Consider the following 18908-nt stretch of genomic DNA (forward strand, 5'->3'; position numbering starts at 1 on the left):
CGAACCGCTCCACCCGTCCCCCCACCTTTTTCGCCCTGCCCCTCGGAGTTAGTTAACAGGCCGATAACTGAACGCGTCTCTCCGTGTCCGCTCCCTTGACACCCCCGCGCGAACCGACGACTCTTCAACACATCACCTGTGGGAGCGCTCCCACGGTACCTGACACCTACATATCCCGCACGTTCCCCGCCCGAGCCGCAGCGAGAAAAACGGGCCCAACAATGCAGTTGGCCGGGGGGTCGGCACGTCAGGCAACAGGAGGACGCAATGCGCACGAGTACCCACCGGTCCCGCAGGCTGGGGGCCCTCGCGGCCGTCGCCGCGCTGACCACAGGGCTGCTGGCCGGCTGCGCCAACGACTCGAACGACGGATCGTCGAACTCGGGCGACGGCGGTGGGGGCGGCAAAGGCAAGACCACTCTGACGATCGGCACCTTCGGCGTCTTCGGCTACAAGCAGGCCGGTCTCTACGACGAGTACATGAAGCTGCACCCGGACGTCACCATCAAGGAGAACGTCACCACCCGTACCGACGTCTACTGGCCCAAGACGCTCACCCGTCTGCAGGCCGGCTCCGGTACCGACGACATCCAGGCGATCGAGGTCGGCAACATCACCGAGGCCGTCCAGACCCAGGCCGACAAGTTCGTCGACCTCGGCAAGGAGGTCGACAAGTCCCAGTGGCTGGACTGGAAGACCGCCCAGGCCACCACCAAGGACGGCAAGACCATCGGGCTCGGTACGGACATCGGCCCGATGGCGATCTGCTACCGCAAGGACCTCTTCAAGCAGGCCGGTCTGGAGACCGACCGCACCAAGCTCGCCGCGCAGTGGAAGGGCGACTGGGCCAAGTACGTCGACCTCGGCAAGCAGTACATGAAGAAGGCGCCGAGCGGCACCAAGTACGTGGACTCCGCCTCCTCGGTCTACAACGCGGCGCTCGGCGGCGAGAGCGAGCGGTACTACGACAAGGACGGCAACGTCATCTGGGACAAGTCCTCGGGGGTGAAGAAGTCCTGGAACGCCGCGATGACGGTGGCGACCAGCAACATGTCGGCGAAGCTGAAGCAGTTCGACCCGACCTGGGACCAGGGCTTCGCCAAGGGATCGTTCGCGACGGTGGCCTGCCCCGCTTGGATGATGGGCTACATCCAGGAGAAGTCCGGTGACGCCGGGAACGGCAAGTGGGACGTGGCGGCGGCGCCGACCGCTGCCAACTGGGGCGGTTCGTTCATCGGCGTGCCGACGGCCGGCAAGCACCAGAAGGAGGCCATCGCGCTGGCCAAGTGGCTGACCGCGCCCGAGCAGCAGGCGAAGGTCTTCGCCAAGCAGGCGAGCTTCCCCTCGACTCCCGGGGCGTACGCCGGCCTGAAGCCGGCGGCCGCGACGACGTCGTACTTCTCGGACGCGCCGATCACGCAGATCTTCGCCGACTCGGCGAAGACCATCCCCGTGCAGAACTTCGGCACCAAGGACCAGCCGATCGGCACCGCGATCACCGACGTGGGCATCCTCCAGGTCGAGCAGAAGGGCAAGTCTCCCGACCAGGGCTGGAACGCGGCCAAGGCGGAGATCAAGGACGTGCTCGGCCAGTGACCAGCTCCAAGGAGGCTCTCGCGCACACCGCGACGAGCGCCGACGCCGCGCCCGGCTCCCAGCCGGGCGCGGCCCGGGGCGCTCAGGGTCGCGGTACGCCGCCGCCCGGCCCGGATTCCTGGCGCAGCCGGCTGTACCGCTGGGACATGAAGGCGTCGCCGTACGCGTTCATCGCCCCCTTCTTCGTCATCTTCGGTGCCTTCGGGCTCGTGCCTCTGCTCTACACGGCCTGGTACTCGCTGCACAACGTGCAGCTGTCGGGCCTGGACCACCAGACCTGGGCCGGGCTGGACAACTACAAGAACCTGTTGTCCTCGGAGTTCTTCTGGAACGCCCTGGAGAACACCTTCAGCATCGGCGTGATCTCCACCGTGCCGCAGCTGGTCATGGCGCTCGGGATCGCCCACCTGCTCAACTACCGGCTGCGCGGCTCCACCGTGTGGCGGGTCGTGATGCTCACCCCGTACGCCACCTCCGTGGCGGCGGCGACGCTGGTCTTCACGCTGCTGTACTCGTGGGACGGCGGCATGATCAACTGGCTGCTGCACTTCGTCGGTGTCCACCCGATCAACTGGCGTGAGTCGGACTGGGGTTCGCAGTTCGCCGTCTCCTCGATCGTGATCTGGCGGTGGACCGGCTACAACGCGCTGATCTACCTCGCGGCGATGCAGGCGATCCCCACGGACCTGTACGAGTCGGCGGCTCTCGACGGCGCGGGCCGCTGGCAGCAGTTCCGCCATGTGACGGTCCCGATGCTGCGGCCGACGATCCTGTTCACGGTGGTCGTGTCCACGATCGGCGCGACGCAGCTGTTCGGTGAGCCGCTCCTGTTCGGCGGGGTCAGCGGCTCGAAGGGCGGCTCCGCGCACCAGTACCAGACGCTCGGCCTGTACATGTACGACCAGGGCTGGGGCATCGGCAACCTCGGCAAGGCGTCAGCGATCGCATGGACGATGTTCCTGATCCTGCTGATCGTCGCCGCGATCAACCTGCTGGTCACCCGACGGCTGAGGAAATCCCAATGACCACCACTGAACTGACTGTCCCCCAGGCGGCGGCGAAGGGAACCGGGGACGTCCGGGGCCCCGGACGCCGCCGGGTGCTCGGCGCGGGCAAGCAGCTGCACGCGGGACCGGTCACCTATGTCGTCCTGGCCGTCTTCGCGCTGGTCTCGCTCGCTCCGCTGGTCTGGACGGCCGTCGCGGCCTCCCGCAACAACGAGCGGCTCGCGCAGAGCCCGCCGCCGCTGTGGTTCGGCGGGAACCTGTTCAAGAACCTCCAGGCCGCTTGGGAGCAGGCCGGGCTCGGCACCGCGATGCTCAACTCCACGATCGTCGCCGGGACCATCACCGTCGGTACGGTCGTCTTCTCCACGCTCGCCGGGTTCGCCTTCGCCAAGCTGCGGTTCAGGTTCTCCAGCACCCTGCTGCTGCTGACCATCGGCACGATGATGATCCCGCCGCAGCTGGCCGTCGTGCCGCTGTACCTGTGGATGAGCGACCTGGGCTGGTCCAACCAGCTGCAGACGGTCATCCTGCCCACCCTGGTGAGTGCCTTCGGTACGTTCTTCATGCGGCAGTACCTGGTCCAGGCGCTGCCCACCGAGCTGATCGAGGCGGCGCGGGTGGACGGCGCGAGCAGCCTGCGCGTCGTGTGGCACGTCGTCTTCCCGGCGGCGCGGCCGGCGATGGCGGTCCTCGGTCTGCTGACCTTCGTGATGGCCTGGAACGACTTCCTGTGGCCGATCATCGCCCTCAACCAGCAGAACCCCACCGTGCAGGTGGCCCTGAACTCGCTGGGCACCGGTTACGTCCCCGACCAGGCCGTGATCATGGCGGGCGCGCTGCTCGGCACACTGCCCTTGCTCATCGCCTTCCTGCTGTTCGGAAAGCAGATCGTGGGCGGCATCATGCAGGGCGCGATCAAGGGCTGACCCGCCGTACCGCCGCCCGTGGGGGCCGGGTCACCGCCGCCCCGGCCCCACCGTCCCCTTCGCCTGCCCCTCTCCTCTCCTCCACTCTTTTCTCCTCGCTTACCGTCGTTCTCCACGACCTTCCATGGGAGCGCTTCCATGCCTGAACCCGCATCGCCCGTGACCTTTCCCCCCGCGTTCCTCTGGGGCGCGGCGACCTCCGCCTACCAGATCGAGGGGGCGGTACGGGAGGACGGCCGCACGCCCTCCATCTGGGACACCTTCAGCCACACGCCCGGAAAGACGGCCGGCGGCGAGACCGGTGACATCGCTGTCGACCACTACCACCGCTTCCGTGACGACGTGGCCCTGATGGCGGAGCTGGGCCTGTCCGCGTACCGCTTCTCGGTCTCCTGGTCCCGGGTCCAGCCGACGGGCCGCGGGCCGGCGGTCCAGCGGGGTCTGGACTTCTACCGCAACCTGGTCGACGAACTGCTGGCCCACGACATCAAGCCGGCCATCACCCTCTACCACTGGGACCTCCCCCAGGAGCTGGAGGACACGGGCGGCTGGCCCGAGCGCGACACGGCGCTGCGGTTCGCCGACTACGCCCAGATCGTGGGCGAGGCGCTGGGCGACCGGGTGGAGCAGTGGATCACCCTGAACGAGCCGTGGTGCAGCGCGTTCCTGGGCTACGGCTCCGGGGTGCACGCGCCGGGCCGTACGGACGCGGCGGCGTCGCTGAAGGCCGCCCACCATCTGAACCTGGCGCACGGCCTGGGCGCGAAGGCGCTGAGGTCCGTGATGCCGGCCCGCAACTCGGTCGCGGTGAGCCTCAACTCCTCGGTCGTCAGGCCGCTTTCGCAGAGTCCGGCGGATCTCGCGGCGGTCCGGCGCATCGACAACCTGGCCAACGGTGTCTTCCACGGCCCGATGCTGCACGGCGCCTACCCGGAGGGCCTGTTCGAGGAGACGTCCGCGATCACGGACTGGTCGTACGTCCTGGACGGCGACCTGGCGTCGATCAAGCAGCCGCTCGACGCGCTGGGGCTGAACTACTACACCCCGACGCTGGTGTCGGCCGCGGAGGCGACCGCGTCCGGTCCCCGTGCGGACGGCCACGGGGCGAGCGCGTACACGCCGTGGCCGGGCGCCGACGACGTGATGTTCCACCAGACTCCGGGCGAGCGGACGGAGATGGGCTGGACGATCGACCCGACGGGCCTGCACGACCTGATCACGCGCTACACGCGGGAGGCGCCCGGCCTGCCGCTGTACATCACGGAGAACGGCGCCGCGTACGACGACAAGCCGGACCCGGAGGGCCGCGTCCACGACCCCGAGCGCATCGCCTACCTGCATGGCCACCTGTCGGCGGTCCGCCGCGCCATCACCGACGGCGCGGACGTCCGCGGGTACTACCTCTGGTCGCTGATGGACAACTTCGAGTGGGCGTACGGCTACGAGAAGCGCTTCGGCGCGGTGTACGTCGACTACGCGACCCTGGCCCGTACGCCGAAGTCGAGCGCCCTCTGGTACAGCCGGGCGGCCCGGACGGGGACGCTGCCGCCGGTGACGGCCCCGGCCGAGTAGGGCGGGAGACGGGGGCGGGGGATCGGGGGGCGGGGGATCGGGGGGGGCGGGGCGCGGTGTCCGGAAAGGGGGCCGCGCCCCGGCCGGATGGGGGGTGGTCCCGGCCGGGACGCTCTTCCCGTGGGGGAGGACTCGGTGGCTGCCGTGCCTACTTGAAGGCGCCGAACGCCTTCGAGAACGCCCCCGCGTCCTGGACGACCGAGCTGCAGGTCGCGTCCGCGGAGTTCTTCGCGCCTCCCGCGCACTGCTTGTCGCGGCTCGCGGACCACATCGACAGCCAGCCGAGCCCCTTGGACTTGGCGAACGCGACCAGCTGGGCGGCGTCGTCGACCTTGAAGATCTCGGACGCCACGTCGTTGACGCCGATCATCGGGGTGACGGCCACGGTCTTCCAGGCCGCGCTGTCGGACAGTCCGAGGACGCTCTTGACCTGGGCCTGCGTGGCAGTGGCGGCCTGCTCGGCGTAGGTGCCCATGTCACCGCTGTACGAGGGTCCGTAGTCCATCGCCATGATGTTGACGGCAGAGATCTTCACGCCGTTCGACCGGGCGTCGGACAGGAGGTTCACGCCGTCCTGGGTGAGGCCCTCGGGCATGACGGGGAGCGTGAAGGACACGTCCAGGCCCGGGTGCTGCTGCTGGAGCTTCGCGATGGCCTTCGCGCGGTGGGTGTTCGCCGTGGTGTTGGGCAGCGCGCCGCCCTCGACGTCGAAGTCGACCTTCGTCAGCCGGTACGCGTCCACGGCCTTCCCGTACGCCGTCGCCAGCGCGTCCGCCGACGAGCAGGTCGTCGCCAGTTCCGAACCGGAGGCGCCGCCGAAGGAGACGCGGACGTCGCCGCCCTTCGCCCGCAGCGCGCCGATCTGCGCGGCCACCGCGTCACTGGCGAGGTCGCTCACCCCGCCCCACTTGGGCGTGCAGCCGCCGCCGTCGGTGATGAAGGCGAGGTTGTAGTTCTTGACCCCGGTGGCCGTCGCGCTGCCGACCAGGTCGAAGGCCGGGTAGAGGGAGGTGTCGACGTAGGGCGCGAAGCCGGCGGTGGTGCCGCTGCCGGTGCTCGCCGGGGTGGAGGGCGTCGGGGTGGCGGCCGGTGTGGAGGCGGGCGTGGTCGGGGTGCTGCTGTGGGACGCGGTGGGGGTGGGCTTCGGCGTGGCCGTGGGGGTGGCCGGCCGCGTGGGGCGGCCGCTCGGTTCCGGGGTCGCGCCGTCGTCCACCGAGCACTTGGCGCCGTCGATGACACAGCCCTTCGGGTCCGCGGTGCCGTTCACGACGAAGCCGACGGTGACCGACTCGCCGGCCGCCAGGCCGTCCTTGTCCCAGGACGGGGGCTTCACCGTGACGTGGCTTCCGCTCACGCCGGCCTCGCCGTTCCACAACGAGCCGAGCCGGGCGCCGGAGGGCAGGTCGAACTCCAGCGTCCAGTCGCTCTTCGTCCGGCCGGTGTCGTTCGTGATGACGTACTGAGCGGTGTAACCCGTGGACCAGTCACTGGTCTTGGTGTACGTGGCGCCGACACCGGCGGCGAGCGCGGTGCCGGAGAACAGGAGGGCGCCGCCGCCGACCACGGCAGCCGCCACGACGCCGCCTATCGCCTTGTTCCTGCCACTGACCTTGCGCCGGTGCGTACTGCTCATCGCGTGCCTGCCTTCGCGGTTTCACGGGAGTTCGCTGGGGATTCCCAGGGGGTGCGGGCAGCACGCTAGCGATCCGGAATCGGGCAAACCGCTTCATCCGGACGGGGGCCTGCGATCTTAGGGTGCGCTTAAGGAAGGCATCGGGGACGGTTAAAGGTCGAGACCTGTCCCGGCCGGTTCAGGGCCCTGGACCGGCCGGCACCGGACCCGGCTCAGCGCACGCCGACGCCGCGTCTGCGTCGCCGTACCGCTCCCCGGTGCCCGCGCCGCACCGGCGCCCGCCCGTCCAGCTGGATCCATATCCGCACCTCGGTGCCTCCCAGCACCGACGACCCCAGCCGTACGTCCCCGCCCGTCGACTCCGCCAGTCGCCGCACGATGTCCAGCCCGAGCCCGGTCGATCCGTCTCTGCCCGAGCCCCGTCCGCGGGCCATCGCCGACTCCGGGTCCACGATCCCCGGTCCCGCGTCCGACACCAGCACGATCACCGCGTCGTCGCCGTTGTGCACGTCGACCGCGAAGGCCGTGCCCTCCGGGGTGTGCCGGAAGACGTTGCCGAGGAGGGCGTCGAGCGCGGCCACCAGGTCGGCCCGCGCGACCGGTATGCGGACCGGACGGTCCACGCCCGCGACCCGCACCTTGCGGCCCTCGTCCTCGGCGAGCGCCGACCAGAAGTCCATCCGCTCGCGGACCACCTCGGACGCGTCGCACCCGGCCCCGGCACCGAGCGCCACCGTCTGCGGCTTAGCCTCGCGCGCCGTCCGGATGATCGTGTCGACCTCACGCTCGAGCTGCGCCACGGCAGCCCGGGTCTGCTCGGCGGCCGGTCCGTCGCCGAGCGAGGCCGTGTTCAGCCGCAGTACGGTCAGTGGGGTGCGCAGGCGGTGCGAGAGGTCCGCCGCCAGCTCCCGTTCGTTCGCCAGGAGTTGGACGACCTGGTCGGCCATCGAGTTGAACGCGACGGCCGCCAGCCGCAGTTCGGTGGGGCCCTCCTCGGGGACCCGCGCTCCGAGCTTGCCCTCCCCCAGTTCGTGCGCGCCCTCGACCAGCCGCTGGGCCGGCTGCACCATGCGTACGCCCAGCCGGTCGGCGACCGCGACCGAGCCGACGATGAGCGCGACGCCGACCGCCGCGAGCACCGCCCAGGCCGTCCCCAGGCCGTTGCTGACCTCGGACTCGGGGACGTACACCTCGACGACCGCGATCTCGCCGGAACTCAGCGCGGTGGGCTGGAGCAGGGTGGAACCGCCCAGGACCTCGGAGGTGGAGGCCCGGCCCAGCCGGCGCGTGGTCGCGATGTCCTTGGCGGCGGCGCGCTGCCGGCCGATGTCGACCGCCCTGGCGCCGTCGCTCGCCGGTATGTGCACGGCCATGCCGTCGTCGGAACCGGCGGAGGCGACGACCCGCTCCAACTGCTCGCGGTCGGTGGTGATGGAGAGCGCGGGCGCGACGGCCGCGGCCTCCCGCTCGGCGTTCGAGAACGCGCGGTCGCGGGCCATCTCCTTGATGACGAGCCCGAGCGGGACCGCGAAGGCCACCACCACCATCGTGGTCACCGCCACGCACACCTTGACCAGTGCCCACCTCACAGCGGCGGCTCCGCTCGCGGGAACTCCGCCCGCGGTGGCTCCAGTTTCACGCCGACACCGCGCAGGGTGTGCAGATAGCGCGGCCTCGCCGCCGTCTCGCCCAGCTTCCGCCGCAGCCAGGACAGATGGACGTCGATGGTCTGGTCGTCCCCGTACGACTGCTGCCACACCTCGGCGAGCAGCTCCTTGCGGGCCACGACGACACCGGGCCGGCCGGCCAGGAAGGCGAGCAGGTCGAACTCGCGCCGGGTGAGGTCGAGTCGGACGCCGTCCAGCTCGGCCCTGCGGCGCAACGGGTCGATGGCCAGGCCGCCGACCCGGATGACCGCAGACGCGGGCGCCTCCCCCACCGACCGCGAACGGCGCAGGACGGCGGCCATCCGCGCGGACAGGTGCTCGACCGAGAACGGCTTGGTCAGGTAGTCGTCCGCGCCGTCGTTCAGCAGGCGGACGATCTCCGTCTCGTCGTCCCGGGCGGTGGCGATGATCACGGGGACGTCGGTGATGCCGCGCAGCATCTTGAGGGCCTCGGCCCCGTCCAGATCGGGCAGACCGAGGTCCAGGATGACGACGTCGAAGGGGAAATGAGCGACCTCGCGCAGCGCCTCGAGCGCGGTGCCGACGCTGCGCACCGTGTGCGAGGCGTCGGTCAGATGCCGGATGAGGGCCGAGCGTACGAACTGGTCGTCCTCGACCACGAGCACACTTGCCATGGGCGGCACCGTACGCCATCCGTGCGATGCCGGTCCGGCGCCTGTGGACAACTCCCGCCGCACGACGGGAACGAGACACCCGTGGGGCGCGTGAGGCAGTATGGCCGCGATGCGCAGAGGACTCGTACACGTACTGGCTTGGACGCTCGCCACGGGCGCGGCGGTCACGCTGTCGTGGTGGGGTGTCCACACGGTCATGACGGGGACGGCGTACGACCCGCCGCGGGCGCTGCCCGTGACGGTGGGCGACTCCGTCACGCAGAAGGCGAAGCCGCTCCCCTCCCCGACCGGGCGGACCGCGACGCCGCACACCGCGGCGACCCCGGAGCGCAGCCGGCGGCCGGGCGCCGCCCCCTCGCCCTCGAAGGCGCCCTCCTCCGTGCCGAGTACGAGCGCCTCCACAGGGAGCGGACCGGCGGGTGAGGTCAGGAGTTACGACACCGACGGCGGGCGGGCGGTCTTCGACCTGGGCACGGCCTTCGCGACACTCGTCTCCGCGACGCCCGGCTCGGGCTGGTCGATGCAGGTGTGGAAGACGGAGTCGTGGATCCGGGTGGAGTTCACGTCGGGCGCGGATCGGGTGTCGGTGTTCTGCACGTGGCACGACGGGCCGCCGCATGTGGAGATCGGCACCTACTGAGGGCGTTCGGGTCGCCCTCGGCCTCCGTTCGCCTTGGGCCCCGGGTGGTGGGCCGCGGGCCCCGCACCGTCAGCGGAACACCGAGGGGGGCGGGGCCGGTGACGCCACCGCCGCCGCGTCCAGGACCGGTGCCGCTCCCCCGGTGAAGTCGGCGAGCTGTCTGCCGTGTTCGACCCGTCCGGGGTGCGGGTCCGAGGCCGCGCGGCGGGTCAGTTCGGCCAGCGGCAGCGGCCGGTCGCAGGCGACCAGGACGGCGTTGCCGAAGCGCTTGCCGCGCAGCACCGTCGGGTCGGCGACGAGGGCCAGTTCGGGGAAGACCGCCGCAGCGGTGGCGATCTGGCCGCGCAGATGGGCCAGCGGGGGCCCGTCGGCGAGATTGGCGGCGTACAGGCCACCGGGTTTGACGACCCTGCGGACGTCGTCGAGGAATTCCACGGAGGTCAGGTGGGCCGGGGTCCGCGCGCCGCTGAACACATCGGCGATGACGAGGTCCGCCCAGCCGTCCGGCACCTTGGCGAGCCCCTCACGGGCGTCCACGGAACGCACCCGGATACGGGCGTTGGGGTCCAGCGGGAGTTCACGCCGGACGAGTTGGACGAGGGGGCCGTCGCGTTCGACGACCTGCTGGGTGGAGCGGGGGCGGGTCGCGGCGGTGTAGCGGGCCAGGGTGAAGGCGCCGCCGCCGAGATGCACGGCGTGCACGGGCTTGCCGGGCGGGGCGGCCAGGTCGATGACATGGCCGAGGCGGCGCTGGTACTCGAAGCTCAGATGGGCGGGGTCGTCGAGGTCGACGTGGGACTGCGGGGCGCCGTCGATCAGCAGGGTCCACGCGCGCGGGCGGTCCCGGTCGGGTATCAGCTCGGCGAGCCCGCCGTCGACCGTCTCGACGAGGGGCTCGGTGGGCGCCTGGCCGCGCCGCGCGTTCTTGGACCTTCCCATTCCGCCATTATCAGGGGCTCCGGGACGGTCGGCCCAGCGGCCGCTTCAGGCGCTCAGCGACAGTTGTCCGCGGCCTCGATGAGCCGTGCCGCCTCGCCCAGCGCCGCCCGCAGGACGGCCGGGTCGGTCGCGGGGTCCGCCTCCCCCGGCGGCAGCAGCCAGTCCGAGCCCTCGACCGGCGGCTCGGGGGCCGGCCGCAGGCCGCGGCCGACGGTCTGCGTACAGGTGCTGCCCGGCACGTCCCAGGCGTCGGCGGTGCCGGGCGGCACCAGGAAGCCGAGGGTGTCGCAGCCGCCGTCGAGCAGAACGGGCCCGACGGATTCGCAGGCGCTTCGACGAAGGATGTCGACCGCCTCCAGGCCCTGGCGCGCCGGAACGGTCACCAGATCGCAGCCGGCGACGGGCTGCGGTGGGGCGCCGTACTCCGGGGACGACCCGTACCCGGCGGTCGACGGCGGTCTACGGAACTCGGTGCTCTCCAACCCGGCCTCCAACACGGAACCCCTCCTCCTGCTCGAGCGGGTCGGGAGTTCGGGTGCGCTCCCGGTCCACCGGGTTCAACGCGTCAGAACGTCAACGGCTACGGCGGAACACCGCCGCAAAGGATGGCAGTTCATGGCAGATCATGCATGAGATATCCGTTTTGTAGCCAAACCCAGCGTGGCGACGTCGTCACAGCAGGTACGTTCTTGCTCCGCCGGAGCAGGGCACCACACGGCATGACACAGACACTTCGCCCTGGTTCCGACATGGTTCGACGGTTCGCAAGAGAGGGCCCGGCCATGACGTCGTCAACGGTGACCTCGTCCCAGTCCCCCCGGCCACCGCGGCCGAACCTCGCCTTCCGGCGGCTGCGCGGACAGCGCTCGCCCGGCGAGTTCGCCGCGGCGGTCCGGCGGGCCGCGCGCGAGATCGGCGAGCGGGTCAGCTGCGACGCGCGCTATGTCGGGCGGGTGGAGGCCGGCGAGATCCGCTGTCCCAACTACGCGTACGAGCGGGTGTTCCTGCACATGTTCCCCGGCCGCACACTGACCGACCTGGGCTTCTCGCCCCGCTCGTCCGTGCGCGGACGAGGGGCGCGCGGCACGGACGAAGAGCCCCCCGCGCACACCACAAGCCTTTCGTGCACCCCGGGTGAGACGGAAGGGGCGTGTGAGACGTATGAGACCACGCAGGACCCGCACGACCCGCACAAGCACCATGAACAGAACCACGAGGAGAGCGACGTGCAGCGTCGCGCATTCATGACCGGCGGCACCGCCACCATGGCGGCAGCCACACTGGGCCCCTTCGCGGGCACGTTCGACGGTACGGCCGAGGCCGCGGACCACCGCGTCCACCGCGTCCGCCGCGTCGGGACGTCCGAGGCGGGCGCCCTCGAAGAGGCCGTACGAAGGATCCGGCTGCTCGACGACCGGCACGGGGCCGACGGCCTCTACCGGCGGGCCGCCGCCCCCCTGCGCACCGCGTACGAACTGCTCGACGCGGGCACCACCCGGCAGCGGACCGCCGACCGGCTGTACGCGGGGGCGGGCGAACTGGCCATCTCGGTCGGCTGGTTGGCACACGACTCCGGGCGCTTCGACGACGCGCGCTCGCACTACGCCGAGGCACTGGCGACCGCACGGATGTCCGGCGACCCCGGCCTGGAGGCGCACGCCTTCTGCAACACGGCCTTCCTCGCCCGCGACGCGGGCCGCCCACGTGAGGCGGTGCGCGCGGCACAGGCGGCGCAGCGGGCGGCGCGTCCGCTCGGCTCCCCGCGACTGCTCTCGCTGCTCACCCTGCGCGAGGCGGGCGGCTGGGCGGGGCTCGCCGACCGCGCGGAGTGCGAGCGGGCCCTCGTCCGCGCCCAGGCCCTTTTCGAGCGCGGCTCCTCCCCGACCGATCCCGAGTGGATGACCTTCTACGGAGAGGCCGAACTGGAGGGCCTGGAGGCGCAGTGCTGGTCCACGCTGGGCGACTGGCCGCGCGCGGCCCGTCACGCCCGTCGCGCGGCACACCTGCAGGATCCGCACTTCACCCGCAACATCGCCCTCTACACCGCGGAACTCGCCGACGACCTCGCCCGCGGCGGCCACCCCGACGAGGCCGCCGTCGCGGGTCTGCGCGTCCTCGACCTGCTGGGCGAGGTCCAGTCGTCCCGCATCCAGACCATGCTGGCGGCCACCGCGCGGGTGCTGCTGCCGCACCGCAGGGCGTCGGGCGTCTCGGCGTTCCTGGAGCGCCACGCGAATCTGCCGCGGACCGCGTGAGGCGGCCGCGGACCGAAGGCGCGGGCACCTGGTGAAGGCGGACCCGGTCCACGCGCTCTACGCGATCAGATGTCCGAGGTCGTTCCAGGTCTCGATGGCGGGCTCCCCGTAGGCCCAGCCGAGCACCGACAGCGAGGTCGGGTGGAGACGGATCCGGGCGGCGAAGTCGAGCGGGAGGCCCAGCCAGCGCGCACCGATGGAGCGCAGGATGTGCCCGTGCGCGAAGACCAGCACATCGCGGTCGGCGGCGCGGGCCCGGCCGACGGCCTCGTCCGCGCGCGCGGTGACCTGCTCCAGGGTCTCGCCCCCGGGCACCCCGTCGCGCCAGATGAACCAGCCCGGTCGTACGGCCTGGATCTCGGCCGGGGTCATCCCCTCGTACGCGCCGTAGTCCCACTCCATCAGCGTGTCCCAGGAGGTGGCGCGCTCGCCGAAGCCGGCCAGCTCGCACGTCTCACGCGCGCGTGCCAGCGGGCTGGTGAGCACCTCCGCCCCGGGGAGCCCGTCGAAGGGTGCCCGGTGCAGTCGCTCCCCCAGCGTCCTGGCGCCGCGCCGGCCCTCGTCCAGCAGCGGTACGTCGGTCCTGCCGGTGTGCTTGCCGGACAGCGACCACTCCGTCTGTCCATGCCGGGCCAGCAGGATGCGCGGTGCCATGGGGAGAAGCCTTCCCGATTCGCCGGATATATGGGTCACTCCATCATCGCGCACCCCCGCGAGGGGCAACCCGCGGGGCGATCTCAGCGTCCTTGACGACCGGGGGCGCTTCCCAGGGCCGTTCGCATACGCCGTAAAATCCGGTGCGGCCACGCATCGTCACGGACAGACTTGCGCACCGTCACACCGCGAGCGGTCGCTCGCGCGGGGTCGGTGCGGCCACCGGCGGGGTTCGCCGGGGCACGACGAGCAGATGGGGGAGGGCGATCGGATGCCGCAGACCGATGCACGGCGGACCGGGACGGCACCGCACGCCCGGTTCGGCCGGTGGACCGAGCTGCGCCCGTCGGCACCTCACCTCCGGCTGCGCTGGTGGACCGAGCTGCCGCTGATAGTGCTGGTGTACGCGTCGTACTCGGCGGGCCGGCTGCTCGCCCGGGGCGACACGGACAGCGCCGTCGGTCACGGCCTGGAGGTCCTGCGTATCGAGAAGGCCCTCCACCTCAACGCCGAGCACCCGCTCAACCGGCTGTTCACCCACGAGGCCTGGCTCGGCGTGCCCGCCGACTTCTGGTACGCGTCACTGCACTACCTGGTGACGCCCGTCATCCTGATCTGGCTCTACCGCTCCCGTGCCGTCCTGTACCGCGCGGCCCGCACCTGGCTGATGACGTCCACGCTCATCGGTCTGATCGGCTTCACCCTGATGCCGACCTGCCCGCCCCGGCTGCTCTCGGCGGGCCACGGCTTCGTCGACACGATGGCCCAGTACAGCTCGTACGGCTGGTGGGGCGGCGAGGCGAGCGCTCCACGGGGTCTCGGCGGCATGACGAACCAGTACGCGGCGATGCCGAGCCTGCACGTGGGCTGGTCGCTGTGGTGCGGAGTGATGCTGTGGCGCTACGGCCGTACACGCGTCGTCCGGCTCGCGGGCGTCGCGTACCCGCTGCTCACCACGATCGTCGTGATGGGCACGGCCAACCACTACTTCCTCGACGCGGTCGCCGGCGTCGCGGTGATGGGAACGGGGCTGCTGCTCGCCCCGCACGTGACACGGCTCGCGGACCGTGTGAAGACGCTCCTGACAACCCGGATCCCGTGGATCGCGGGCGCCTCCCCCGACGCGGGTTCCCCACATGTCAGTGCCGGATGCCAGACTTCCACGGGTGAACGCCTTCCCCGACAGCGCGAGTCCCGCACCGGACCGGGAGCCGACCCCGGTGTCCCTCCCACGGATGCGGGGGACGGAGCCGCGGACTGGGATCTCCCCTCCTCCAGCGAAGCCGGGAGTCTGGGGAAGACTCGCTGAGCTGCGCGGCCCGGCGGTACCGCCCAAGGCCCTGGACGCGCGCGCGCTCGCGGCGCTCGCCGCGAACCCCGGATGCGAGCGGCGCGCCCTGCTCGACGGCGCGGGCGTGGACAAGGCGAAGCTGGCGGAAGGGCTGGGCTCGCCGTCCTCCTTCGGCCAGTCCCAGTTCGCCTTCATGCGGGGCAACGCGTTCGAGGCCCGGGTCAAGGCGGACGGCGGCGCGGAGCTGCTGCGGCTCGTGCACGAGAAGCTGGACCCCGGCGCCGAGCCGCCCCGGGCCGGGACGGTCCCCGACCTGACCGCCGCCGGCCCCGAGGGCCGCACGGCCCGTACCGCTCTGGCGCTGCGCGACGCCACCGCCGCCGGTGCCTGGACCCTGCTCGACCACCCCATGCTCGCCCTCGACGTCGCGGGCTCCCCCGCCTTCCTCGAACCGGACGCCGTCGTCGTGCACCCCGACGGGACCTGGACGGTCGTCGAGATCAAGTCCTTCCCCATGCTGGACGGCTCCGCCGACCCGGCGAAGGTGGGCGCCGCCGCCCGCCAGTCCGCGGTGTACGTCCTCGCGCTGGAAGAAGTCGCCGCGCGCCTGGACCCGGCCCCCGGGGTCCGCCACCGCGTCCTGCTGGTCTGCCCCAAGGACTTCTCCAACCTCCCGACCGCGTCCGCCGTCGACGTCCGCAAGCAGCGCGCGGTCACCCGCCGCCAGCTGGACCGCCTCACCCGGGTCGAGGACATCGCGGCCGCCCTCCCCGAGGACACCTGCTTCGCCCCCGGTCTGCCGGCCGACCGGCTGACCGCGGCGGTCGAGGCCGTCCCCGCCGCCTACGCCCCCGAGTGCCTGGCCGCCTGCGAGCTCGCCTTCCACTGCCGTGCCCGCTCCCGGGAAGCGGGCGCGGTGACCTCGCTGGGACGGTCGCTGCGCGCGGAGCTGGGCGGTCTGACCACCGTGGACGACGTGCTGGCGGCGGCCCGCGGAGACGCCGGGGACCCGCGGGATCCGGCGGTCGCCGCCCTGCGCGGAGCGGCCCGGCTGCGGGCGGAAGCCCTGCGGGGACATGAACCGGCGCACCCCACCGGCCGGACCGCGCTTCCGGAGGTGACCCCTTGTCGCTGATCGCCACCCTCGCCCGGCTGGAAGCCGTCGAGAGCGGGCGGGCGCAGCCCCTCGCCACCGTCCGCCACCGGCATCTCTCCGACCGGCCGCTCGTCCTCGTGCCCCTGATCACCGCGGGTGAGGCCGGCGCCCCCCTCGGGGCCCTGGTCGGTACGGACCGGGACGCGCCGCGGCTGCTGTTCGTGCCCCAGCCCCGGGACCGCGATCTGCGGTTCGCGTTCCTCGCCGAGCTCGCGGACGTCGTCCTGCCGTACGTCGACTCCTACGCGGACGCGGTCGAGGCGGCCGAGCGCAACGAGACCGATCCGGAGACCGGGAAGCGGGTCAAGGTCGAGGTCGAGCTGTGCGCGGACGCGCCCCAGCTGATCGTGCCGAGCCGGGCCGGTGCGGAGTTCGTACGGCTCCTCGGGCGCTCCATGCGGTTCCGGCGCACCGCGGAGCAGGAGCCGGAGGCACCTCATCCGGCGCCGCCCCGGGTGCCGCTGCTCGGACGGTGGCTGACGCACTTCGGGGAGCGGGCCCGGGTGCCCGGCTCCGCTCTGCTGCTCGTCCTCGGTGACGCGCTGTCCCGGCACTGGGCCACCGGCCAGAGCAGCCTGGAGGACCAGCACCTGGGAGCGCTGCTCGCCTGGATCGATCCCCCGCCGGGCGAGTCGGGCGCGCGGGCGGCCCTGGAGGCGGAACTCCGGCGGGACTCCCGCGGCCAGCTCGTCCGCCCGCCCGCGGGACCGGCCACCGATCCCGCCTTCGACAACAAGCTGCTGGCTCCCGCCATCGAGCGCTACGACCGCGCGCGGACGGCACTCGCCGCCGCCGAGGACGGCGGGGAGGCGGACGACCGGCTCGGTGAACTCACCGCGGCAGAGCGGGAGATCGGTGCCCTGGTGGAGCGGGTCGCCCGGCCCACCTGGGACGCGGTGTGGCAGGGCCTCGACCTGCTGCGGACCCTGCCCGAAGGGGTGCACACGGCCGACCGATGGACCCGCGACCGCTGGTCGTTCACCGGTCACCGCGACCGGGTCGTCGCGGGCGAGCCGCCGCAGCCACGCCGCGACGACGCGGTCACGGCGGCGAACAAGCTGGCCACGCGCGAGCGCGAACAGGCCCGCCTGGACGCGCAGGAGGCGCTCGACGATCCGCTCGTCATGGCCGGGCGGCGCCTGGTCGGCGAGGCCTTCACGGGCGAGGTCGTCGATGTCGTCATGGCGTACAGCGAGAGCAGGCGCCCGAGCCCCCGCCCCCTGGTGACCGTCCGCACGGACGACCGGCCGCATCTCGCTGAGCGCACAAAGGTGTACCGGTCGCTGGAGGGCAAACCGCAGGCGGCCGAATTCGCCGGACCCGCGCGGGCCACCGGAACGGAGGAGGAGGGCGGTCTGCTCGTGCTGCGGATCGTCGACAAGATGGGCCGCGGCAAGGAGCCCGAGCCCGGGTCCGTGCCGGAGAAGGGCGACCTCGTCTGCTTCACGCTCTTCGAGCACGAGCAGCGCGGCGGCGCGAAGCTGCCCGACCCGGAGAACACACCGTGGACGCACGGCGGCCCGCCGGGCGACCCCGACGCCGTACCGCAGCCGGATCCGGTGACCGAGGAGGACATCCTGTGACCACGGTCTTCGATCCCGGGGCCGCGGCCGCCCGCGCCACCGACGCGATCCTGCGCGACACCCTGCACGGCACGCACCGCGGAGTCGTCGTCGACTCCCCGCCCGGCGCCGGGAAGTCGACCCTCGTGGTGCGCGCGGCACTCGAACTCGCCTCCGCCGGACGCCCCCTGATGGTCATCGCGCAGACGAACTCCCAGGTCGACGACCTGGTCGTGCGACTCGCCGAGAAGGACCCCGAGCTGCCGGTGGGGCGCCTGCACAGCAGTGACGCCGACCCGTACGACAAGGCACTCGACGACCTGGGGAACGTCCGCAAGTCGGCGAAGGCCACCGACCTGGCGGGCCTCCCCGTCGTCATCTCGACCGCCGCGAAGTGGGCCCACGTCAAGAACGTCGAGCCCTGGCGGCACGCGATCGTCGACGAGGCGTACCAGATGCGCTCCGACGCGCTGCTGGCCGTGGCCGGCCTCTTCGAGCGGGCGCTGTTCGTGGGCGATCCGGGCCAGCTGGACCCGTTCGCCATCGTGGGCGCGGAGCAGTGGGCGGGACTGTCGTACGACCCCTCGGCGTCCGCCGTCACGACCCTGCTCGCGCACAACCCCGAACTGCCGCAGCACCGGCTGCCGGTGTCGTGGCGCCTCCCGGCGTCCGCGGCCCCGCTGGTCTCGGACGCGTTCTACCCGTACACGCCGTTCCGCAGCGGCACGGGACACGGTGACCGGCTGCTGACCTTCGGTGTGCCGTCGGACGGTTCCGGCCCCGACCTGGTCATCGACGAGGCCGCGGAGACGGGTTGGGGGCTCCTGGAGCTGCCGGCCCGGCACACGCCGCGCACCGACCCCGAGGCGGTACGGGCGGTGGCCCAGGTCGTACGGCGGCTGCTGGAGCGCGGCGGCGCGGCGACCTCGGAGCGGTCGCCCGATCCGGCGCCGCTGACGGCCGACCGGATCGCCGTCGGCACGGCGCACCGGGACCAGGCGGCGGTGGTGCGGGCGGCGCTGGCGGATCTCGGGGTCACGGATGTCACCGTCGACACGGCGAACCGGCTCCAGGGCCGCGAGTTCGACGTGACGGTGGTGCTCCACCCGCTCTCCGGGCGACCGGACGCGACGGCGTTCCACCTGGAGACGGGACGGCTGTGCGTCCTCGCCTCCCGGCACCGGCACGCGTGCATCGTGGTCTGCCGGGCGGGGGTGACCGAACTGCTGGACGACCACCCCTCCACCGAGCCCGTGCAGCTGGGTGTCACGGTGAAGTTCCCGGACGGCTGGGAGGCGAGCCACGCGGTGCTGTCGCATCTCGCGGAGCACCGGGTGAGATGGCGGCCCTGAACCCCGATCCGCCCCGTTCCACG

At 72.2% G+C, this 18908-nt stretch carries 16 protein-coding genes; 10 read left to right on the forward strand and 6 right to left on the reverse strand.

The genetic code is table 11. The features are described 5' to 3' along the window. The first annotated feature begins 267 nt into the window (after window positions 1-267). The 4 genes from ABZV34_RS08180 to ABZV34_RS08195 all read left to right on the forward strand — a co-directional run bounded on the left by ABZV34_RS08180 (window position 268) and on the right by ABZV34_RS08195 (window position 5101). On the forward strand, window positions 268-1596 hold the full coding sequence (locus ABZV34_RS08180; RefSeq protein WP_356272482.1) for an ABC transporter substrate-binding protein: 1329 nt from the start codon (window positions 268-270) through the stop codon (window positions 1594-1596). Then, the gene (locus ABZV34_RS08185; protein ID WP_356272484.1) at window positions 1593-2621 is read left to right on the forward strand and encodes a sugar ABC transporter permease; all 1029 of its coding nucleotides are present in this window, start codon (window positions 1593-1595) and stop codon (window positions 2619-2621) included. The genes ABZV34_RS08180 and ABZV34_RS08185 overlap by 4 nt, the downstream gene beginning before the upstream one ends. Then, window positions 2618-3529 (forward strand): carbohydrate ABC transporter permease, encoded by a 912-nt coding sequence (locus ABZV34_RS08190; RefSeq protein ID WP_356272486.1) that lies wholly within the window; start codon window positions 2618-2620, stop codon window positions 3527-3529. Before ABZV34_RS08185 ends, ABZV34_RS08190 begins: the two co-directional genes overlap by 4 nt. A 138-nt stretch (window positions 3530-3667) precedes the next feature. Then, window positions 3668-5101 (forward strand): GH1 family beta-glucosidase, encoded by a 1434-nt coding sequence (locus tag ABZV34_RS08195; protein WP_356272488.1) that lies wholly within the window; start codon window positions 3668-3670, stop codon window positions 5099-5101. A 148-nt stretch (window positions 5102-5249) separates the two neighbouring features. Here ABZV34_RS08195 and ABZV34_RS08200 read toward each other — a convergent pair whose 3' ends face one another. The 3 genes from ABZV34_RS08200 to ABZV34_RS08210 form a co-directional block, all read right to left on the reverse strand. Further along, a complete protein-coding gene (locus ABZV34_RS08200; protein WP_356272490.1) occupies window positions 5250-6734 on the reverse strand; it encodes a cellulose binding domain-containing protein in 1485 nt (494 codons plus the stop codon). Between the two features lie 212 nt (window positions 6735-6946). Beyond that, window positions 6947-8323 carry a HAMP domain-containing sensor histidine kinase gene (locus ABZV34_RS08205; protein ID WP_356272492.1) on the reverse strand — a complete coding sequence of 459 codons (1377 nt, stop codon included), beginning with the start codon at window positions 8321-8323 and terminating at the stop codon, window positions 6947-6949. After that, window positions 8320-9036 (reverse strand): response regulator transcription factor, encoded by a 717-nt coding sequence (locus tag ABZV34_RS08210; RefSeq protein ID WP_356272493.1) that lies wholly within the window; start codon window positions 9034-9036, stop codon window positions 8320-8322. The genes ABZV34_RS08205 and ABZV34_RS08210 overlap by 4 nt, the downstream gene beginning before the upstream one ends. Window positions 9037-9145: 109 nt before the next feature. Here ABZV34_RS08210 and ABZV34_RS08215 point away from each other — a divergent pair, with 109 nt between their 5' ends. Then, window positions 9146-9676, forward strand: coding sequence for a hypothetical protein (locus ABZV34_RS08215; protein ID WP_356272494.1), 531 nt, complete (start codon window positions 9146-9148; stop codon window positions 9674-9676). A gap of 69 nt (window positions 9677-9745) precedes the next feature. Here ABZV34_RS08215 and ABZV34_RS08220 read toward each other — a convergent pair whose 3' ends face one another. Further along, window positions 9746-10615 carry a fused MFS/spermidine synthase gene (locus ABZV34_RS08220; RefSeq protein ID WP_356272495.1) on the reverse strand — a complete coding sequence of 290 codons (870 nt, stop codon included), beginning with the start codon at window positions 10613-10615 and terminating at the stop codon, window positions 9746-9748. Window positions 10616-10668: 53 nt separating this feature from the next. Continuing rightward, window positions 10669-11001 carry a hypothetical protein gene (locus ABZV34_RS08225; protein ID WP_356272826.1) on the reverse strand — a complete coding sequence of 111 codons (333 nt, stop codon included), beginning with the start codon at window positions 10999-11001 and terminating at the stop codon, window positions 10669-10671. Between the two features lie 396 nt (window positions 11002-11397). Here ABZV34_RS08225 and ABZV34_RS08230 point away from each other — a divergent pair, with 396 nt between their 5' ends. Continuing rightward, a complete protein-coding gene (locus tag ABZV34_RS08230) occupies window positions 11398-12870 on the forward strand; it encodes a hypothetical protein (protein ID WP_356272497.1) in 1473 nt (490 codons plus the stop codon). Between the two features lie 57 nt (window positions 12871-12927). Here ABZV34_RS08230 and ABZV34_RS08235 read toward each other — a convergent pair whose 3' ends face one another. After that, window positions 12928-13524, reverse strand: coding sequence for a histidine phosphatase family protein (locus ABZV34_RS08235; protein WP_356272499.1), 597 nt, complete (start codon window positions 13522-13524; stop codon window positions 12928-12930). Window positions 13525-13795: 271 nt separating this feature from the next. On the opposite strand from ABZV34_RS08235, the gene ABZV34_RS08240 reads away from it, so the two are divergent. From ABZV34_RS08240 to ABZV34_RS08255, 4 genes are read left to right on the forward strand one after another with little or no spacing between them, the layout of a single operon-like run. Further along, complete coding sequence (locus ABZV34_RS08240; RefSeq protein WP_356272501.1) at window positions 13796-14833, forward strand: phosphatase PAP2 family protein; 1038 nt, start codon at window positions 13796-13798, stop codon at window positions 14831-14833. Next, window positions 14745-15950 carry a hypothetical protein gene (locus ABZV34_RS08245; protein WP_356272502.1) on the forward strand — a complete coding sequence of 402 codons (1206 nt, stop codon included), beginning with the start codon at window positions 14745-14747 and terminating at the stop codon, window positions 15948-15950. Before ABZV34_RS08240 ends, ABZV34_RS08245 begins: the two co-directional genes overlap by 89 nt. After that, on the forward strand, window positions 15941-17554 hold the full coding sequence (locus tag ABZV34_RS08250) for a hypothetical protein (RefSeq protein WP_356272504.1): 1614 nt from the start codon (window positions 15941-15943) through the stop codon (window positions 17552-17554). Before ABZV34_RS08245 ends, ABZV34_RS08250 begins: the two co-directional genes overlap by 10 nt. Then, window positions 17551-18885 carry an AAA domain-containing protein gene (locus ABZV34_RS08255; RefSeq protein ID WP_356272506.1) on the forward strand — a complete coding sequence of 445 codons (1335 nt, stop codon included), beginning with the start codon at window positions 17551-17553 and terminating at the stop codon, window positions 18883-18885. Before ABZV34_RS08250 ends, ABZV34_RS08255 begins: the two co-directional genes overlap by 4 nt. Window positions 18886-18908 lie beyond the last annotated feature (23 nt).

Source organism: Streptomyces sp. NPDC005195 (assembly GCF_040608315.1).
Lineage (GTDB): Bacteria > Actinomycetota > Actinomycetes > Streptomycetales > Streptomycetaceae > Streptomyces > Streptomyces kaempferi.

What these genes read in the sequence shown, in the direction of transcription:
- ABZV34_RS08195 (WP_356272488.1), top strand. Translation starts at nt 3,668, where the DNA reads ATGCCTGAACCCGCATCGCCCGTGACCTTTCCCCCCGCGTTCCTCTGG.
- ABZV34_RS08230 (WP_356272497.1), top strand. Translation starts at nt 11,398, where the DNA reads ATGACGTCGTCAACGGTGACCTCGTCCCAGTCCCCCCGGCCACCGCGG.
- ABZV34_RS08180 (WP_356272482.1), top strand. Translation starts at nt 268, where the DNA reads ATGCGCACGAGTACCCACCGGTCCCGCAGGCTGGGGGCCCTCGCGGCC.
- ABZV34_RS08220 (WP_356272495.1), bottom strand. Translation starts at nt 10,615, where the DNA reads ATGGGAAGGTCCAAGAACGCGCGGCGCGGCCAGGCGCCCACCGAGCCC.
- ABZV34_RS08200 (WP_356272490.1), bottom strand. Translation starts at nt 6,734, where the DNA reads ATGAGCAGTACGCACCGGCGCAAGGTCAGTGGCAGGAACAAGGCGATA.
- ABZV34_RS08190 (WP_356272486.1), top strand. Translation starts at nt 2,618, where the DNA reads ATGACCACCACTGAACTGACTGTCCCCCAGGCGGCGGCGAAGGGAACC.
- ABZV34_RS08240 (WP_356272501.1), top strand. Translation starts at nt 13,796, where the DNA reads ATGCCGCAGACCGATGCACGGCGGACCGGGACGGCACCGCACGCCCGG.
- ABZV34_RS08235 (WP_356272499.1), bottom strand. Translation starts at nt 13,524, where the DNA reads ATGGCACCGCGCATCCTGCTGGCCCGGCATGGACAGACGGAGTGGTCG.
- ABZV34_RS08210 (WP_356272493.1), bottom strand. Translation starts at nt 9,036, where the DNA reads ATGGCAAGTGTGCTCGTGGTCGAGGACGACCAGTTCGTACGCTCGGCC.
- ABZV34_RS08215 (WP_356272494.1), top strand. Translation starts at nt 9,146, where the DNA reads ATGCGCAGAGGACTCGTACACGTACTGGCTTGGACGCTCGCCACGGGC.